The sequence below is a fragment of the Streptomyces bungoensis genome, from assembly GCF_001514215.1.
Lineage (GTDB): Bacteria > Actinomycetota > Actinomycetes > Streptomycetales > Streptomycetaceae > Streptomyces > Streptomyces bungoensis.
Window position 1 is genome coordinate 34,866 of sequence record NZ_KQ948873.1, and the last position, 16,193, is coordinate 51,058.

Genomic DNA, 16,193 nt, shown 5'->3' on the forward strand with positions numbered 1-16,193 from the left:
CTGGCCAAGTCGCCGCCAGCCCGCGAAGCGGGAGCAGGCTTTCGCAACTCGCCGTCGACACGCTCCGGGCGGGTCGCACATGCTGCCGACGCAAAGCAGACGCAGAGAGGCTGTGCGATGGACAGCGGTCGTTCGGCGGTGCACCTGCCCTCCGGAAGCGAAGTCGGTCACGACGAGGCCCGAACCCTCGTGCTGCGGTTCCTCCGCGGCGACATCCAGGCCGATCCGTATCCCGCGCTGAACCGCCTGCGGGAGGCAGGACCGGTGTGGCTCGGTGACGGGGTCGTCGTCCTGTCCTCGTACGCGCACTGCGCGGCCGCGCTGCGCGCGGCGGACCCGGCGCCGGCCTCCGCCGGCGTCTGTCCCGTGCACCTCTCACGGCTGCACGGGGTACTGCGCCGCGCCTTGAGTACGCAGGCGGTGGCGGACCTCGCGCCGCTCGTGCGCACCCTCGTCGACGACCGCCTGGACTCGGTGGCGGCCAGAGGCCGTCTCGACGTCGTCAGCGACCTCGCCCATCCTGTGCCGCTGGCCGTCCTGTCCCGGCTGCTGGGCCTTCCGGACGGTGACGCACGGTGGCTGCACCGGCGGTTGACAGCGCTCGGCACCGCTCCCCTCCTGCCGCTCGCCGACACCGGGGGCCCGTCGGTGCCGGCCGCGCGCTGCGAGGCGGAGACCGAACTGGAGACGTATCTGGCCGCGGCGGTCCGCGGCCGGCGGCTCCGGGAGGACAGCGGCGACCTGCTGTCCCGGCTGGTCCGGGCGGATGGAGGGCGGCTCACCGACGCCGAGGCCGCGGCGGCGGGCCGGTTCCTGCTGGCCTCCGGATACGAGACGACCGCCGCGCTCGTCTCGGGCGGCGTCCTGGCGCTGCTGCGGGCCCCGCACGAGATCGACGCCCTGCGTCGCGACCCCGGCCACGCGGTGCGCCTGGTGGAAGAGACGCTCCGTGTCGACCCGCCGATGCAGATCGTCCGGCGCCGGGCCGGCGCCGATCTCAACCTGTGCGGAGTGCGCGTACCGCGCGGCACTGTGCTGCTGCTCCTGCTCGGGGCGGCGCACCGCGACCCGGAGCTCACCCCACATCCCGACGTCTTCACCCCGGACGGCGTCTCGCCGCACCTGGGATTCGGAGCGGACCCGCACCACTGCGTCGGGGCGCCGCTGGCCCGGCTGGTCGCGCAGACCGTCCTCGTCCGTTTCGCCCAGCGCGTCGCCGGACCGCGGTTCGCGGTCGGCAGCACCTCCTACCGCCCCTCCGCCGCGCTGCGCGGACTGCGGGCGCTGTGGGTGGACGCGGACGGCTTCGCCGACCGGGACCTGCCCTGGCAGCCGGCTGCCGCCGGCCCGCCGGCCCCTCCCTCAGCCGCCCATGCCGCGCGCACCGCGGCGGGAAGGACATCGTGACCGTCATACACCCGGAGACCGGGGCCCTCACCGCCGCCCTCGACTGTTTCTTCATCAGGCCCGGCGAGGACGAACGTGCCCGCACGGCCGGCCGGCACGTGCTCGGCCGGATCACCTACGGTCACGGCGGCCGGGCACCCCTGCTGCACGACGGCGCGCCGCTGGTGCGGATCGCCATGGCCGGTGCGGGCGCCGAGCGGGTGACCGAGGTGTGGACCACCGACCGTCCGGTGCGCTGCGGCCGCGACGGTGACCTGGTGTACGCCGAGGACGGCGAACACCTGCTGTGTGCGGTGCGCATCGAGGAGCGCGGGGTGTACCGCGACACGGTGCGGGCGGTGTACGAGGCCGCGTTCGCCCTGATGGCACGGCTCGGCTACCCGGATCTGCTGCGGATGTGGAACCTCGTCGGATCCATCACCGGGCCCAACGAGGAGGGCACGGAGAACTACCGGGACTTCTGCGTGGGCCGCGCCCAGGCGTTCGAGGCCTGGGCGGGACGGATGGCGGGCATGCCCGCGGCCACCGGCATCGGCTCCCTGCGCCCCGGCATCGATCTGTACTTTTTGGCCTGCCGCACCGGCCGGGCGCGGCACCTGGAGAACCCGCGCCAGACCCCGGCCCACCGGTATCCGGTTCAGTACGGCCCCAAGCCGCCGAGTTTCGCCCGGGCCACGCTTTTGGAGGCGGCCGGGTGCAGCGGGCCGGTGCTGTATGTGTCCGGAACCGCCAGCATCATCGGCGACGACTCGGTCTATCCGGGTGACATCGACGCCCAGTGCGCCGTCACCCTCGCCAACATCGAGGCGCTGATCGCGCCCGAGAACCTGGGCCGGCACGGGATGGCCGGCGGTTTCCGCCTGAGGGATCTCGACTGCGTCAAGGTCTACGTCCGCGACGCCGGGCACCTGCCCACTGTCCGAGCCCACTGTGCGAAGGCGCTGGGGGCCGACCGCGGCATCGCCTTCTTCAACGTCGACGTCTGCCGCCCCGAGCTGCTGGTGGAGATCGAGGGGATCTGCCGATGACCAACTTCGTGAAGCGGCTGGCGGACACCGCCCTGTCAAGGGGCTGGCTGGAACGACCCGCCTACCACGTCGAGGACAGCGTGTACCGGTTCGAGGACGTGTACACGGGGGCGGCGCGGGCCGCCGCCGCGTTCGCCGCGCGAGGCCTGGGACGCGGCGACCGCATCCTGATCGCCCTGCCGGACGGTATCGAGTTCGTCTGGGCGTTTCTCGGTGCGCTGCGCACAGGCGCCGTGGCCGTGCCGGTCAACTCCATGTTCCACCCGCAGGAGATGCGGCGCGCAGCGCTCATCGCCGAACCCGCCGCCGTGGTGGCGGACGCCGCGTTCGCCGACCGGTTCACGGCGCCCGTGGTGACCGCGGACAACCTGTACGGCGATGCCGTGGTGCCGCCGTACGCCGCTGTGTCGCCGGACACGCCGGCATTCGCGGCGTTCACCTCCGGTACGACCGGTGCGCCGAAGCTGTGCTTCCACACCCACGGCGATCCGGACGTCCTCGCCCGGGCGGCCGGCAGGGCCGTGGGCGTCGGCGCGGGGGACGTGAGCTACTCCATACCTCGCATGAACTTCGCCTACGGGCTCGGCAACTCGCTGTTCTTCCCGCTGCTGACCGGTGGCGCCACCGTGCTCACCCCCAGGCGGCTCGGACCCGGCGACGCGCTGGCCGTGCTGGAGAAGTACGGGGTGAGCGTCTTCTACAGCCAGCCGACCTTCTTCGCGCACATGCTGGGCCACCCCGACGCCCGGCGGGTGCTGGGCGGTCTGCGGACGGCGGTGGTGGCCGGGGAGGTGCTGCCCGAATCACTGGAGCGGCAGTTGCGCAGCGTTCTCGGGCCGCGACTGCTGAACGTGTACGGCACCACGGAGATCGGCCATGCCGTGCTCGCCAACGGACCTCGGGCGGTACGTGAGTTCACCCTGGGCACGGTCCTGGAGCCCTACCGGCTGCGGATCGTCGACGAGGCCGGCGAGCCTGTCCCGGCGGGCGTCGAAGGACGGCTGGAGGTGTCCGGGCCGACCATCGGGCTCCCCGTCCCGCGCGGCGGCGACACCCCTGCCCGGCTCGCGCCCGGCGCATGGTTCACCACCAGTGACGCCGCCGCCATGGACGCCAACGGGTTCGTCCGGGTGCACGGCCGGCTCGACGACGTGGAGATCGTCGCCGGGATCAACGTCCACCCGGCGGAGATCGAGGACCGGCTGATGGCGCACCCGGCCGTCGAGGAGGCGGCGGTGTGCACGGTGCGGCGCAGCACCGGCGCGACCGTGTTGCGGGCGTACGCCGTGCTGCGGCACACCGTGGACGACACGGCCGGCCAGGCGCTCCGCGAGGAACTCCTGGGCGCCTGCCGCTCGTCCCTGACCTGGTACAAGGTGCCCGAAGACATCACTTTCGTCGCCGGGCTGCCCCGTAATCCGACCGGAAAGCTGTTGCGCCGCACCCTGCGCGCGCTCGCCGCCGAGGACGCCGTGCGCTGATCCGGGGCGCCCTTCACCTCTCTTTCGGCTCCGTCCTGTCCATCCCCACCCATGCCTGGAGTGCAAGCGTGACCGCAGTCGAGACCACCGCCGCTCCCGTCTCCTTCGACGGCCGGACCCTGACCATCGACGCCGTACGGCGCGTCGCCGAGGAGGAGGCGCGGGCAGACGTCGCTGCCGAGGCAGTCGCCAGGACCCTGCGCAGCCGGGCGATGCTGGAGGAGCTGGCCGGGCAGAACGTCCCCATCTACGGCGTCACCACCGGGTACGGCGAGATGATCTACATGCAGGTCGACAAGTCGAAGGAAGTGGAGCTGCAGACCAACCTGGTGCGCAGTCACAGCGCAGGTGTCGGCCCGCTGTTCGCCGAGGACGAGGCGCGGGCCATCGTGGCGGCACGCCTGAACACCCTCGCCAAGGGACACTCCGCCGTGCGCCCGGAGGTACTCCGGCGCCTGGCGCTCTATCTGAACCGGGGCATCGTGCCGGCCATCCCGGAGATCGGTTCGCTGGGCGCCAGCGGGGACCTCGTCCCGCTGGCGCACCTGGCGAGCACGCTGATCGGCGAGGGACACGTGCTGCGGGACGGCCGGCGGGTGGAGACGGCGACGGTCCTGCGGGAACAGGGCATCGAGCCGCTGCAGCTGCGGTTCAAGGAGGGCCTCGCGCTGATCAACGGCACGTCGGCGATGACGGGACTGGGGTCGCTGGTCGTGCATCGTGCGCTGATCCAGACCCGGCAGGCCGAGCTGGTCTCCGCCCTGCTCAACGACGTTCTGCGTGGCTCGGCGAGCCCGTTCCTCGCCCAGGGCCACGACGTGGCGCGTCCGCACCGCGGGCAGATCGACTCCGCCGCCAACATGCGGGCCCTGCTGGCCGGCAGCCGACTGGTCGTCGAGCACGCGGAGCTTCGCCGGCAGGTGCAGGACGTCAAGGAGGACGGCAAGGACGTCCAGCGCACCGACACCTACCTGCAGAAGGCGTACACGCTGCGGGCCGTGCCGCAGATTCTGGGCGCGGTGCGGGACACCCTCTATCACGCGCAGGACAAGCTGGAGATCGAGCTGAACTCGGCGAACGACAACCCGTTGTTCTTCGAGGACGAGGAGATATTCCACGGCGCCAACTTCCACGGCCAGCCGATCGCGTTCGTCCTGGACTTCGTCACCATCGCCCTCACCCAGCTGGGGGTGCTCGCCGAGCGGCAGCTCAACCGGCTGCTGAACCGTCACCTCAGCTACGGTCTTCCCGAGTTCCTGGTTGCCGCCAACCCTGGTTTGAACTGCGGTTTCGCCGGTGCCCAGTACCCGGCGACGGCGCTGGTCGCGGAGAACCGGACGATCGGGCCGGCCTCCACGCAGTCGGTGCCGTCCAACGGCGACAACCAGGACGTCGTCAGCATGGGCCTGATCGCCGGACGCAACGCCCGCCGAGTGCTGGGCAACAACAACCGCATCCTCGCCGTGGAGTTCCTCGCCGCCGCCCAGGCGGTCGACGTCTCCCGTCGCTTCGAGGACTTGAGCCCGGCCTCCCAGGCGACGTACGACGCGGTGCGCTCCCTGGTGCCCGCCCTGGGCGTGGACCGGCACATGTCCGAGGACATCGAACTCGTCGCGGCCGCGCTGTCGCGAGGTGAGTTCCTCACCGCGCTCGCCAAGTACACCGGGACCGAACTTCGCTGACGTGGGCCGGAAACGACGAGCGCCGCCGGCCGGCCTCCTCGGCCGTCCGGCGGCGCTCGTCGTGTGTCGGATCCTGGAGATCAGGCGGCGAGGATCTGCTCCTGAGGGGCCTCGGTCCCGTCCTCGGCCGGGGCTTGTTCCTGGCCGATCGGCGGGACGTGCCGCATCAGCACCACGAAGAACACACCCGCGACCGCGATCAAGCCTGCGGCGACCGCGGCAACGGTGTGGATGCCGCCGGTGAAGGCAACACGAACCGGCTCCATCAGCGCGTCGCCCAGCCTCTCGGGCAGGCCCTGTGCGGAGGCCGCGGCGCCGGAGACGCTGTCGCGAGCGGCGTCAGCCGCAGCGGACGGGACGCCGGCCGGGATCGTGGAGTGCACCTGATCGCGGTAGATGGTGAGCCCCAGCGTGCCGAGGGTCGCGACGCCGAGTGCGGCGCCGAACTCGTTGCTGATCTGGGAGAGCGCACCGGCCGAACCCGCCTTCTCCGGCGGGACGGTGCCGACGACCATGTTGGTGCCGAGCGCGACCAGCGGGGCGCCGCAGAAGGAGAACACCGCGAAGCCGACGATGAGGGTGGCCGTGCCGGAGTCGGCGCTCAGCTGGGAGAAGGTGAGCAGGACGGCGACCACGCCGACCAGGCCGGCGCCGATGACGTAGGCCGGGCGCACCTTGCGGGCGATGATCGGGCAGACCATGAAGGAGACGGTCGCCGCCGCCATGCCCGGCAGCAGGCCGAGACCGGAGTCGAACGGGCTCATGCGCTGGGCGGCCTGGAAGTACTGCGTCATCAGCAGCATGACCGTGCCGCCGATCAGGCTGTAGGCGAGCAGGCCGAGCAGCGAGGCGTTGAAGCGTCCGTGCCGGAAGAGGGTCACGTCGAGCAGCGGGGCGGTCAGCGTGCGCTGGCGGCGGACGAAAAGCACGCCGAGGACGACACCGACGACGATGGAGACGACGGGCAGCGGGTGCCAGCCGTTGCGGGCGAGGTCCTTGATGCCGTAGATGACCGGGATGGTCGTGCCCAGGTTGAGGGCGACGCTCGGCAGGTCGATGCGGCCGGCCTCGGCGTTGGCGGACTCCGGCAGCACCTTCGGGCCGGTGATCAGCAGCAGGACCATCACCGGCACGCCCATGAGGAAGAGCGAGCCCCACCAGAAGTGCTCGAGCATGACGCCGCCGAGCATGGGGCCGATGATGGCGCCGAGGGTGAAGCAGCTGGCCCACAGGCCGATGGCGGTGGCCCGCTGCTTCTCGTCCTTGAACATCGTGGAGATCAGCGCGAGGGTGGACGGGCTGATGGCGGCACCGGCGACACCCAGCAGCACCCGGGCGGCGATCAGCATGCCGGGGCTGGTGGCGAACGCGGCGAGCAGGGACGCGGCACCGAAGGCCGCGCCGCCCATCAGCAGCAGTTTGCGGCGGCCGATGCGGTCACCGAGAGTGCCCATGGGCACCAGGAAGCCGGCAACCATGAAGCCGTAGATGTCCATGATCCACAGTTGCTGATTGCTGTTCGCGCCGAGGTCTGCGCTCAGATGCGGCAGCGCGAGCAGGAGTACGAAAACGTCGAGGGCGACGAGCAGGGTGGGCAGGGCGAGGATTCCCAGCCCGATCCACTCCTTCCGCCCGGCCTTGGGAGCACCGCCTGCAGTCATGTGCGTGTTCTTCCCGTCGTCGTGTGTGGTGGGGGCTTGGGCTTCGCCGCCCCACGGACAGGCGAGGCCCGCCCCCGAGCGTCCCGTGCGGGGCGGGCCGTGCGCATCTCGCAGAGTGCCCTTCTGCACGGGGATCCGAGTGGGTTTCATGAAGCAACCTCGAAGATGCCCGTGGTGATCAACGGCTCCTAATGTCATTGGCGGACACCGGGAAGCGGCCCCGAGAAAAGCCCGATCCCACCGTCCGTCTGTCCCCTCACAACTGACATGGAGTCAACGATCATGACCGTCAAGAACAAGCTCGGCCTCGTCACCCGCCTCGGCGCCGCCGCCGCCATCGCCGCCGGCCTGGCCGTCGCCGTCCAGCCCTCGGCCATGGCTGCCTCGCCGGTGGTCTCGGTTTCTCCGGTGAACGGTCTGGCGGACGGCCAGCAGGTGACCGTCGCCGCGTCCGGCCTGACCCCGAACACCGTGTTCCACGTCGGTCAGTGCGCGTTCGTGGAGCCGAGCGTGTACGGCTGTGACGCGACCACGTCGAAGGACGTCACCTCGGACGCGCAGGGCAAGCTGAACACGACGCTGGTCGTGCACAGCTCCTTCCAGGCGGTCGTGGGCGCCGACCGCCACGTCTGGGGCACGGTCGACGCCAAGACGACCCAGACCCAGGTCGGCCTGGGCAGCGACACGGGTGAGGGTGGCGGCCAGCTCATCTCCTTCAAGTAGTCCGGTACCCGCTCCCACGCACCCTTCCGAAGCCCCCGGCACGTCGGCCCCCGGCCGGCCTGCCGGGGGCTCGGGCGTGTCCGGGGTCCCGAGCGGGCGCACCCGAAGCCCCCGGCACGTCGGCCCCCGGCCGGCCTGCCGGGGGCTCGGGCGTGTCCGGGGTCCCGAGCGGGCGCAGCACGACGGCGCGGGCCCCTGTGGGGCCCGCGCCGTCGGTCGTGGAGCCGGGACTCAGCCGATCGCGGTTGCGCCGGGCGCGATGTCGCCGGCGAAGCGGCGGTGCGGGTCGACCCGTGCCCGGATCCGGTCCACGGCGGCCACGGCGGCGGCGTCGAGATGGCACTGCGGCCGGTCCGCCCCCTCGACCAGCGACGGCACCGTGCGGCCGGTGTTCCAGGGCTCCAGCGCGGACCGTACGGCGGCGCAGTGCTTGTCCAGGTCCGCCGGGGTGACCGGCCCGAACGGCGGGCCCGATCCCATGTAGGCGTAGGCCGCGTCCACCTGGTTCAACACACCGCCGCGAGGGTCGGCGTCGGCGAATGCTCCGCCGAGCTGGCGCAGCGTCGCCACGACGAGCGGTGAGCCGGAGCCTTCGCCGCACACGCCGAGGAACGCGTCCACCGCGTCGTCGCCGAGCTCCGTCAGGAGGAAGTGGTCGCCGATGAAGGGGACCGGGTCCGCCGGGTCCATGTGGGCGTCGAGCACCCCGGCGGCGGCGGTGAGCGTCCAGGTGTCCATGAGCGGCTCGGCGAGAGCGCGCAAGGGTGCGAGCAGGTCCTCGGCCTCGCGCCGGGCGTCGGCCTCGTCGTCCGCCGTGGCGGCGAACACCGCGCCGTCGACGCAGATCACCGGGCCGGCTGCCAGCGCGGGCGGGACGCCGGGGACCGGCGGCAGGTTCATCACACGCAGCGAGGTGGTCGCCCGGCGCGGCGCGCCCGCGGCCCAGTCACGCCAGGCGGTGAGCAGCGGGCGGGCGTGGGCCGCGGACCAGTAGGTGCCCCCGGTGACCACCTTGGCCACAGGGAACAGCTCGACCTCGACGGCGGTGACGACGCCGAAGCCGCCTCCCCCGCCACGCAGGGCCCACAGCAGTTCGGGGTCGCTCTCGGCGTCCGCGCGGACCGACTCTCCTTCGGCTGTGACGAGTTCGACCGCGCGCACGCTGTTGACCGCCAGCCCGGTGTGCCGACCGTAGAAGCTGACGCCCCCGCCGAGCAGATAACCGACCACGCCGACGGAGGCGGCCGAGCCGTGTGCGGCGGTCAGGCCGTGCGGCGTCGCCGCCGCGACGACCTCGCCCCAGGTCGTGCCGGCCGGAACCCGGGCGATCCGGCGCTCGGCATCCACGACGACGCCGCCGTCGAGGCGGGTGCGGATGAGCAGTCCCCCGTCGACGGGCGGCCGGGCGCCGGAGGCATGGCCGGTGGTGTGCACACGGACGGGCAGGTCGCGGGCAGCGGCCTCCCGTACGGCGGCGCGGACCTCGGCCGCGCTGCGGGCGGTGACGGCTTGCTCGGGCCGCGCCGGAGCAGCCAGGTTGAAGACGGCCGTGGCCTCGTCGTACGCGGCCGTACCGGATGCGGCGAAGACCGTCCGCAGGACGTCGTGCGGGTTCATGTCGGTGCCTCTTCCTTCCGTGCGTCTGTGCGCGCTGCCGGTCGCCGGGGTCAGTGTTCGCGCACCGCGGTGAGGAACACGAACGTTCCGGGACCGCTCTCCTCGCGCACGGTGAAGCCGGCGTCGGCCAGCCAGCGCTTGACCTCGTCGAGGTCGAACAGCTGCAGGCCGCCCTGGTGCTGCGGGAACCGGTGCGCGGACTGGAAGTAGCGGTAGACCGGGTCGTCGGAGCGGCGGAAGGTCATCAGGGTGAAGGTGCCGCCCGGCCGCAGTACCCGGCCGACCTCGGCGATCGCCGCGCCGGCGTCGGCGTAGAAGGCCTGCAGGGCGTTCCAGCAGACGACGGCGCCCAGGGAGGCGTCCTCGAAGGGGAGTTCGGCGGCGGATGCCAGGACGGACGGCACCTCGGGCAGCCGGCCGCGCAGCACGGTGAGCATGGGCAGCGCACTGTCGAGGGCGATGAGCCGCTCGGCGCCGACCGTCTCGGCGATGACGGCGGTCCACCGGCCGGCGCCGGCCCCGAGGTCGAGGACGGGCCCGTCGACGGGCCGCACGTGCTCGGCGATGTACCGGTCCTCGTCCTGCGGGGTGACGGTGCCGCCCCAGTTGGAGCCGGACACCCGCAGGAAGGCCGGGCGGGCGACGGCCTCGTAGAACAGGCCCATGCTGGGCACCCGGGACAGCTTCTCCAGGAAGTCGGCGGAGGCGTCGCCCTCCTGTTCCCGGGCGGGCGCGGTCAGGTCGAGGATGCCGCCGGCCACGGGGTAGCGGGCGGCGCAGCCGGCGCAGCGCAGGGCGCCGTCGTGGGAGGCGAGGGAGTCCCGGCAGGCGGGGCAGCGCAGGGCACCGAGGTGCTCGGCGAAGAGGGCCGCGTCGGCGACGGGGGCATGGACGTCGCGGCGCTCGGGCAGCGGGTCGGCCGGCAGGTTGCGCGGCTCGCCGTGGCACACCGCCCAGTACGCGCGGGCGCCGGTGCAGCCGAGGACCGTGCGGGTGTCGTTCTCCCAGTTGGCCACGATCTGCTGGGGCGTCAGTTCCTTGATCCAGCCCTGGTCGAAGGCGCGCTCGTCCGCGTTCAGGGTCCACGCCGAGGGCGACGGCCACACCCGGCCGAGGTCCGGGCGGTCCACGTCGAGCGTGCTCAGCGACCGGTCCAGGCGGGAGAGGTCCTCCGCCTCGAGGCCGAGCACCGAGACCGCGGCGAGGACCCGCTCACGGTCGTCGGGGAAGTGGGAGAGCAGGTAGAGCAGGGCGAGGGTGAGCGGTGTGCCGATGCCTTCGGTGCCCAGCAGGTCCAGGTAGAGGTCCAGGTGGGCGCGTACGGCGCGGGTGAGCGTGCCGTCCGGGTCCGGATAGTCCGTCTCGGCGAGCAGGCCCAGCAGAACGGCCAGGTGTCCCTTGCGGTCGGTACCGGCGTGCTCCAGGGCGGCGACGAGCGAGGGCACCGCGGGGAGGGCGTCCGCGCTCGCCGTGCCGTCATCCCACAGCGTGTCCACCAGCGCGCGGAAGGCCGCGGGCACGTCGTCCGGCGCGGCGCGTACGAACGACTCTGCGAGGCCGACGGCGGCGGGGGCGGGGGAAACGGTCATCAGGGTGTCCTTCCTGGGTCGGTGCTGCGGGGCGCCGGCGCCGCGCGCGATGCGCCACGCTGCCAGCGGCCGCTGGACCGCCGCATCTTCCTGGCTGCGCTCCTGCGCCCGGGCCCACGGACAGGCGTGCGGGTGCAGCAATCCGCAAGATGCGGCGCGATCCGGGGGCGGCGGACGATACGGCTGGGCGCTCCGGGTCCGGGAGCCGGTCCCTTCCCGCGCGAGCCCGCACGTTTCCCTCGACCGACGACCGCCTCGCGGTTCAGCCCTCTGACGGAGCGCTCATGTATCCCTTCCGCATCGACATCCCGCAAGCCCAGCTCGATGACCTGCACCGCCGTCTGGACGCCACGCGCTGGCCGGACGAGCTGCCCGGCGTCGGCTGGGACCGCGGGGTGCCGCTGAGCTACCTCAAGGAGCTCGTCGCGTACTGGCGCACCTCGTTCGACTGGCGTGCCGCGGAGGCCCAGCTGAACGCGTATCCGCAGTTCATCGAGGAGATCGACGGCGCCGATGTGCACTTCCTGCATGTGCGCTCCCCCGAGCCGGACGCCACGCCGCTGCTGCTCACGCACGGCTGGCCGGGCTCCGTCGCGGAGTTCCTGGACGTGATCGGGCCGCTGACCGACCCGCGCGCGCACGGCGGCGACCCGACGGACGCCTTCCACCTGGTGATCCCTTCGATCCCGGGCTACGGCTTCTCCTCGCTGACCGAGACCGGCTGGGACACTGCGCGGATCGCCCGTGCCTGGGCCGAGCTGATGGCGCGTCTGGGCTACGACCGCTACATCGCCCAGGGCGGCGACGCCGGTGCGGTGATCTCACTGGAGCTGGGCCGCATCGACCCCGAGCACGTCATCGGCGTGCACGTGAACATGCTGATGACCTTCCCCTCCGGTGACCCCGCCGAGCTGGCCGGTCTCGACGAGCGCGACCAGGCGCGGCTGGGGAAGCTGGCCCGCTTCGACGCGGAGCTGTCCGGCTACATGAAGCTGCAGCAGACCCGCCCGCAGACGCTGGCGTACGCGCTCACCGACTCTCCCGTGGGGCAACTGGCCTGGATCGTGGAGAAGTTCCTGGACTGGACGGGGGCGACGGAGCTGCCCGAGGAGGTGGTCGACCGCGACCGTCTGCTGACGAACGTGACGATCTACTGGCTGACGGCCACCGCGGGTTCGTCCGCCCAGTTCTACTACGAGGGCGCGGCCGGCGTGCGCGCCGCGGCGGCCGGTGCGGTACCTCCGCCGGTGACCGTGCCGGTGGGCGTCGCGGTCTTCCCGGACGACATCTTCGTTCCCATCCGCAGCCTCGCCGACCGGGACCTGCCCACCATCACGCACTGGACGGAGTTCGAGCAGGGCGGCCACTTCGCCGCGCTGGAGGAGCCCGCCGCCCTCGCCGGCGACATCCGGGCCTTTGCCCGCACCCTGCGCCCCGCGACCGTCGCGGCCTGACGGCGCGAACGCCCCCGACCGGTTCGAGTACGACAGACCAAGAGAGACGAGGCACCGCATGACAGCCAGGACCGTGATCGACGTCTGGGTGGCCGACCTGACGTTCCCCGGCTACATGGACCGGCTCCACCGGCTCGGGGCGGAGTTCGAGAAGGCGCACCCCGAGTACCGGATCAACATCGAGGGCCGTGACTTCCGGCTCCTGTCGCAGCAGATCGCCGAGGCGGCGGAGGAAGGACGTCCCCCGGCCGTCGCGGAGTACTACTTCGCCGTCACCCAGGCGGCCCGCGACTCGCGCGGCCGCGACGGCAAGCCGCTGTTCGCTTCGGTGCAGAAGGCGATCGCGGGCCGCAGCGAGATCCTCGGCGAGCCGGTGGTCGTCGACGACCTCATCCCGGCCGTGCGCGAGTACTACTCGGTCGACGGCGACCTCACCTCCATGCCCGCCGTCGTCACCGCCATGCTGATCTACGGCAACCAGACGGTCCTGGACAAGGCCGGCATCGGCTCGCTGCCCACGACGTGGGACGAGATCGAGGCGGCCTGCGAGGCGGTCGCGGCCCTGGAAGGCGGCCCGTCGCACGGTGTCACCTGGTCCAACCACGGGCTGTTCTTCCAGCAGGCGCTCGCGGTGCAGGGCGGCGAACTGGCCGACAACGCCAACGGCCGCGCGGGCCGGGCGACCCGTCTGGACCTGTCGTCGAAGGAGATGCTCACCTGGGCCGAGTGGTGGCGGGAGCTGCACAGCAGGGGCCACTACCTCTACACCGGGAAGATCCCGGACTGGGAGGGCAACATCAAGGCGTTCGCCGACCAGGATGTGGCGCTGCGCATCACCTCGTCCAACGACCTCAACTACATGGCGATGGCCGCCGAGAACGCGGGCTTCGAGATGAGCGTCGGCCGCTTCCCGGGCCGTGCGGGCGAGGCGTACGGCGGCAACATCATCGCGGGCACCTCGCTCTGGCTGGCGAACGGCCTCGACGAGGTCACCGAGGACGGCGCGCTGGCCTTCATGCAGTTCCTGAACAACCCGCGCAACGCCGCCGACCGGCACATCGCCTCCAGCTTCGTCCCGGTCACCCGCTCGTCCTACCGGCTGCTGGAGGACGAGGGCTGGTTCGACGCCCACCCCTCCCACCGTCTGGCCAGCGCGCAGCTCGGCTCCTACGCGCCGGGCCAGGGCGAGGGCGTGCCGCCGTGCCGCGGCGCCCTGTTCGGCGACTTCGCCGGCGCCCAGGACGTCATGACCCGGGCCATGGACGACGTGCTGCGGCGCGGCGCCGAAGTGGCCGAGCGGTTCGCCGAGGCCACGGCCGAGGCGCAGGCACTCCTCGACGCCTACGAGAGGGACCGCGTCGGCAACGGAGTGCGCGACCCGCAGAGCCTGCGGGTGGAGTACTTCCGCGACGCCGAGGCCTACACCGGCGCCCAGCTGGAGGATGCGGTGAAGGGCTCGAAGTAGCCCCGACGGACGAGAGGGGGGCGGGCCGGTACGGTCCGCCCCCCTTCGGCTTTCAGCGCCGCCGCGGGGTGCAGTGAGCTTCGAGGACCCCGTCGGGGAAGCTGCGGGTGGCCTTCAGGTCCACGGGAATCTGCTCGCCGCCCGCCAGGGTGCGGCCGGAGCCGGCGATGACGGGTGCGATCTGCGGTGAGGCTGGAGGAGACGACGTACTTGGGAGCCGCGTTCAGCCAGTCGTACGACACCGGAGCGGCAGCCGAGGCAGTGACCAGGCTCTTCGACAGGGCCGACACCGTGCTGCTGGGCCGCGGCACGTTCTTCCCGCACGTCACCGACGAGTAGGTGCCCACCGCGGCATGCTCCACTTCTCCGGGGCCTCCACGACCCCGTCGAGCGACATGAACAGGCCCGCGACGATCTTCCTCATGCTGTCTCTTCTCCCACGGCTCCCGGTGTTTCCCGGGAGCGCTCGTACACGGTCTGCCGGGTGACCCCGGCGTCTTCGTCTCCCGCGATGCCCGTCCTGCTCGTCGCCGGGCACACCGGCAGGAGCGTCCGCGGCTCAGGCCACCGCGAGGTCCGAGGCTGCCTGGTACCAGGCGGTCGAGGCCGGGCGGTAGTAGTCGTCCAGTTCCACCGCCTGACCGTCCAGGGCGACGCGCAGTTCGGCGAGGGCGCCGCGCAGGGCGGCCTGGACCGCCGGCACCCGGCAGGCGGCGCAGAGGTCCGTCAGGGTGCGGTAGCTCTCCAGGAGCCCGTCCCGCTGCTCAGGCGTGAGCGAGGTGTCGTTCGTCATGAAGTCGTGCCGCCTTCCACTTGGTTCGGGGCAGGCTGCCCGGCGGGGCGAGCTCCACCTGGGGCCGGATACCGATCTCGCGCTTGAACTCGCCGGCGATGCGTGCGCACAGGGCCGCCGCGGCCTCGCCGGCGATGCCGCCCGCCTCGGCCTGGACGTGGACGGTGTCGAGGCCGCGCACGGTGCGGATGGACGAGCGGAACTCGGTGACCTCGGGGAAGGAGCGCAGCACGTCCTCGATCATCACCGGGGTCACCGACACGCCCCGGATCTTGCGCATGTCGTCGACGCGGCGCAGGATGCCGCCGTCGAGGAAGTCCCAGGTCCGGCCGCAACCGCACTCGTTGTGGGGCCGCTTGACCACGATGTCCTCGGTCCAGTGGCGGAAGAGCTGCATGCTCTCGCGCCACAGGCCGGTGGTGACGCGGACGCCTTCCTCGCCGTAGCCCACCGGCTGCTTCGTCTCGGGGTGCAGCACCTCCTCGATGACGGTCGGCTCGATGATGTGGCAGGCGTTGCGCCGCGACGGGCACTCGAACATGAACACCGCGCCGAACTCGGTGGTGCCCGCGGCGTTGAAGACGCGGGCACCGAAGGCCTGCTCGATGGTGTGTGTGGTGAAGTCCGAGCGCGGTTCCGCGCCCGCCAGGATGATCTGCACGTTGGCGTCGCGGGCGAGGTCCACACCCATCTCGCCCGCGGTCTCGATCAGCCGCATGGCGTAGCTCGGGGTGAGGCCGAGCACCTCGATGCCGTAGTCGACGAGCAGCCGGATCACCGTCCGGGAGTCCAGGCCGCCGGCCGGGACGATGGTGCACCCGAGGCGTTCGAGGGCGTAGTGCATGCCCCAGAAGCCGGCGAACAGGCCGTATCCGAAGGACACCAGGCCCTTGTGGTGGCTGCGTACGCCGTTGTTGTAGAGGGCGGTACAGAACGTGTCGGTGATCCACTTCCAGTCGCGTTCGGTGTCGAACGTGCGCACCGGGGGGTTGCCGCTGGTGCCGCTGGTCTGGTGGTGGCGCACGCCGTGCACCGGGTCGAGCGAGGGCCAGGTGCCGTACGGGGGTGCCGCCTGCTGGGCGGCGAGCAGGTCCGCCTTGTACAGCAGGGGCATCCGCTCGGTGTAGTCGGCCATCGAGGTGATGCCGTCCGGGATCCGCTCTGCCCAGAAGGGGGAACTGTGCCGGGCGTGGTCCAGGGCGCGCCGCAGCCGGCGCCACTGCCACTGCTCGAGTTCCTCGCGGGGCATGGTCTCCGCTGTGCCGTTCCAGTACTCCACGTCGCCTCCGGGGT

13 protein-coding genes are annotated in these 16,193 nt (G+C 72.2%); 8 read left to right on the top strand and 5 right to left on the bottom strand.

What is annotated here, in order from left to right; all coding sequences use genetic code 11:
• Nucleotides 1-117: 117 nt before the first annotated feature.
• The 4 genes from AQJ66_RS32125 (at nucleotide 118) to cmdF (ending at nucleotide 5,598) form a co-directional block, all read left to right on the top strand.
• Nucleotides 118-1,407 (top strand): cytochrome P450, encoded by a 1,290-nt coding sequence (locus AQJ66_RS32125; RefSeq protein ID WP_079060547.1) that lies wholly within the window; start codon nucleotides 118-120, stop codon nucleotides 1,405-1,407.
• Nucleotides 1,404-2,435 carry an FkbO/Hyg5 family chorismatase gene (locus AQJ66_RS32130; RefSeq protein WP_061928987.1) on the top strand — a complete coding sequence of 344 codons (1,032 nt, stop codon included), beginning with the start codon at nucleotides 1,404-1,406 and terminating at the stop codon, nucleotides 2,433-2,435. The genes AQJ66_RS32125 and AQJ66_RS32130 overlap by 4 nt, the downstream gene beginning before the upstream one ends.
• The gene (locus tag AQJ66_RS32135) at nucleotides 2,432-3,916 is read left to right on the top strand and encodes a class I adenylate-forming enzyme family protein (RefSeq protein WP_061928989.1); all 1,485 of its coding nucleotides are present in this window, start codon (nucleotides 2,432-2,434) and stop codon (nucleotides 3,914-3,916) included. Before AQJ66_RS32130 ends, AQJ66_RS32135 begins: the two co-directional genes overlap by 4 nt.
• A 68-nt stretch (nucleotides 3,917-3,984) precedes the next feature.
• On the top strand, nucleotides 3,985-5,598 hold the full coding sequence (cmdF, locus tag AQJ66_RS32140; RefSeq protein WP_061928991.1) for a tyrosine 2,3-aminomutase: 1,614 nt from the start codon (nucleotides 3,985-3,987) through the stop codon (nucleotides 5,596-5,598).
• A gap of 80 nt (nucleotides 5,599-5,678) precedes the next feature.
• Here cmdF and AQJ66_RS32145 read toward each other — a convergent pair whose 3' ends face one another.
• Nucleotides 5,679-7,259, bottom strand: coding sequence for an MFS transporter (locus AQJ66_RS32145; protein WP_061928993.1), 1,581 nt, complete (start codon nucleotides 7,257-7,259; stop codon nucleotides 5,679-5,681).
• A gap of 282 nt (nucleotides 7,260-7,541) precedes the next feature.
• Between AQJ66_RS32145 and AQJ66_RS32150 the strand changes: the two genes are divergently transcribed.
• The gene (locus AQJ66_RS32150; protein WP_061928994.1) at nucleotides 7,542-7,982 is read left to right on the top strand and encodes an enediyne antibiotic chromoprotein; all 441 of its coding nucleotides are present in this window, start codon (nucleotides 7,542-7,544) and stop codon (nucleotides 7,980-7,982) included.
• A gap of 231 nt (nucleotides 7,983-8,213) precedes the next feature.
• Here AQJ66_RS32150 and AQJ66_RS32155 read toward each other — a convergent pair whose 3' ends face one another.
• Entirely contained in the window at nucleotides 8,214-9,599 is a 1,386-nt protein-coding gene (locus AQJ66_RS32155) for an FAD-binding oxidoreductase (protein ID WP_061928997.1), read from the bottom strand.
• A gap of 50 nt (nucleotides 9,600-9,649) precedes the next feature.
• Complete coding sequence (locus tag AQJ66_RS32160) at nucleotides 9,650-11,188, bottom strand: class I SAM-dependent methyltransferase (protein ID WP_061928999.1); 1,539 nt, start codon at nucleotides 11,186-11,188, stop codon at nucleotides 9,650-9,652.
• Nucleotides 11,189-11,472: 284 nt separating this feature from the next.
• On the opposite strand from AQJ66_RS32160, the gene AQJ66_RS32165 reads away from it, so the two are divergent.
• From AQJ66_RS32165 to AQJ66_RS40735, 3 genes are all read left to right on the top strand, one after another.
• On the top strand, nucleotides 11,473-12,642 hold the full coding sequence (locus AQJ66_RS32165) for an epoxide hydrolase family protein (protein WP_061929001.1): 1,170 nt from the start codon (nucleotides 11,473-11,475) through the stop codon (nucleotides 12,640-12,642).
• Nucleotides 12,643-12,700: 58 nt separating this feature from the next.
• Complete coding sequence (locus AQJ66_RS32170) at nucleotides 12,701-14,107, top strand: extracellular solute-binding protein (RefSeq protein WP_061929003.1); 1,407 nt, start codon at nucleotides 12,701-12,703, stop codon at nucleotides 14,105-14,107.
• A 210-nt stretch (nucleotides 14,108-14,317) separates the two neighbouring features.
• Entirely contained in the window at nucleotides 14,318-14,446 is a 129-nt protein-coding gene (locus AQJ66_RS40735) for a hypothetical protein (RefSeq protein ID WP_279617347.1), read from the top strand.
• A gap of 220 nt (nucleotides 14,447-14,666) precedes the next feature.
• On the opposite strand, the gene AQJ66_RS32175 is transcribed toward AQJ66_RS40735, so the two are convergent.
• A complete protein-coding gene (locus AQJ66_RS32175) occupies nucleotides 14,667-14,900 on the bottom strand; it encodes a DUF6052 family protein (protein ID WP_061929005.1) in 234 nt (77 codons plus the stop codon).
• Nucleotides 14,872-16,179 (bottom strand): phenylacetate--CoA ligase family protein, encoded by a 1,308-nt coding sequence (locus AQJ66_RS32180; protein WP_061929007.1) that lies wholly within the window; start codon nucleotides 16,177-16,179, stop codon nucleotides 14,872-14,874. The genes AQJ66_RS32175 and AQJ66_RS32180 overlap by 29 nt, the downstream gene beginning before the upstream one ends.
• Nucleotides 16,180-16,193: the final 14 nt, after the last annotated feature.

What these genes read in the sequence shown, in the direction of transcription:
- AQJ66_RS32170 (WP_061929003.1), top strand. Translation starts at nt 12,701, where the DNA reads ATGACAGCCAGGACCGTGATCGACGTCTGGGTGGCCGACCTGACGTTC.
- AQJ66_RS32155 (WP_061928997.1), bottom strand. Translation starts at nt 9,599, where the DNA reads ATGAACCCGCACGACGTCCTGCGGACGGTCTTCGCCGCATCCGGTACG.
- AQJ66_RS32175 (WP_061929005.1), bottom strand. Translation starts at nt 14,900, where the DNA reads ATGACGAACGACACCTCGCTCACGCCTGAGCAGCGGGACGGGCTCCTG.
- AQJ66_RS32160 (WP_061928999.1), bottom strand. Translation starts at nt 11,188, where the DNA reads ATGACCGTTTCCCCCGCCCCCGCCGCCGTCGGCCTCGCAGAGTCGTTC.
- AQJ66_RS32165 (WP_061929001.1), top strand. Translation starts at nt 11,473, where the DNA reads ATGTATCCCTTCCGCATCGACATCCCGCAAGCCCAGCTCGATGACCTG.
- AQJ66_RS32150 (WP_061928994.1), top strand. Translation starts at nt 7,542, where the DNA reads ATGACCGTCAAGAACAAGCTCGGCCTCGTCACCCGCCTCGGCGCCGCC.
- AQJ66_RS32145 (WP_061928993.1), bottom strand. Translation starts at nt 7,259, where the DNA reads ATGACTGCAGGCGGTGCTCCCAAGGCCGGGCGGAAGGAGTGGATCGGG.
- AQJ66_RS32135 (WP_061928989.1), top strand. Translation starts at nt 2,432, where the DNA reads ATGACCAACTTCGTGAAGCGGCTGGCGGACACCGCCCTGTCAAGGGGC.
- AQJ66_RS32125 (WP_079060547.1), top strand. Translation starts at nt 118, where the DNA reads ATGGACAGCGGTCGTTCGGCGGTGCACCTGCCCTCCGGAAGCGAAGTC.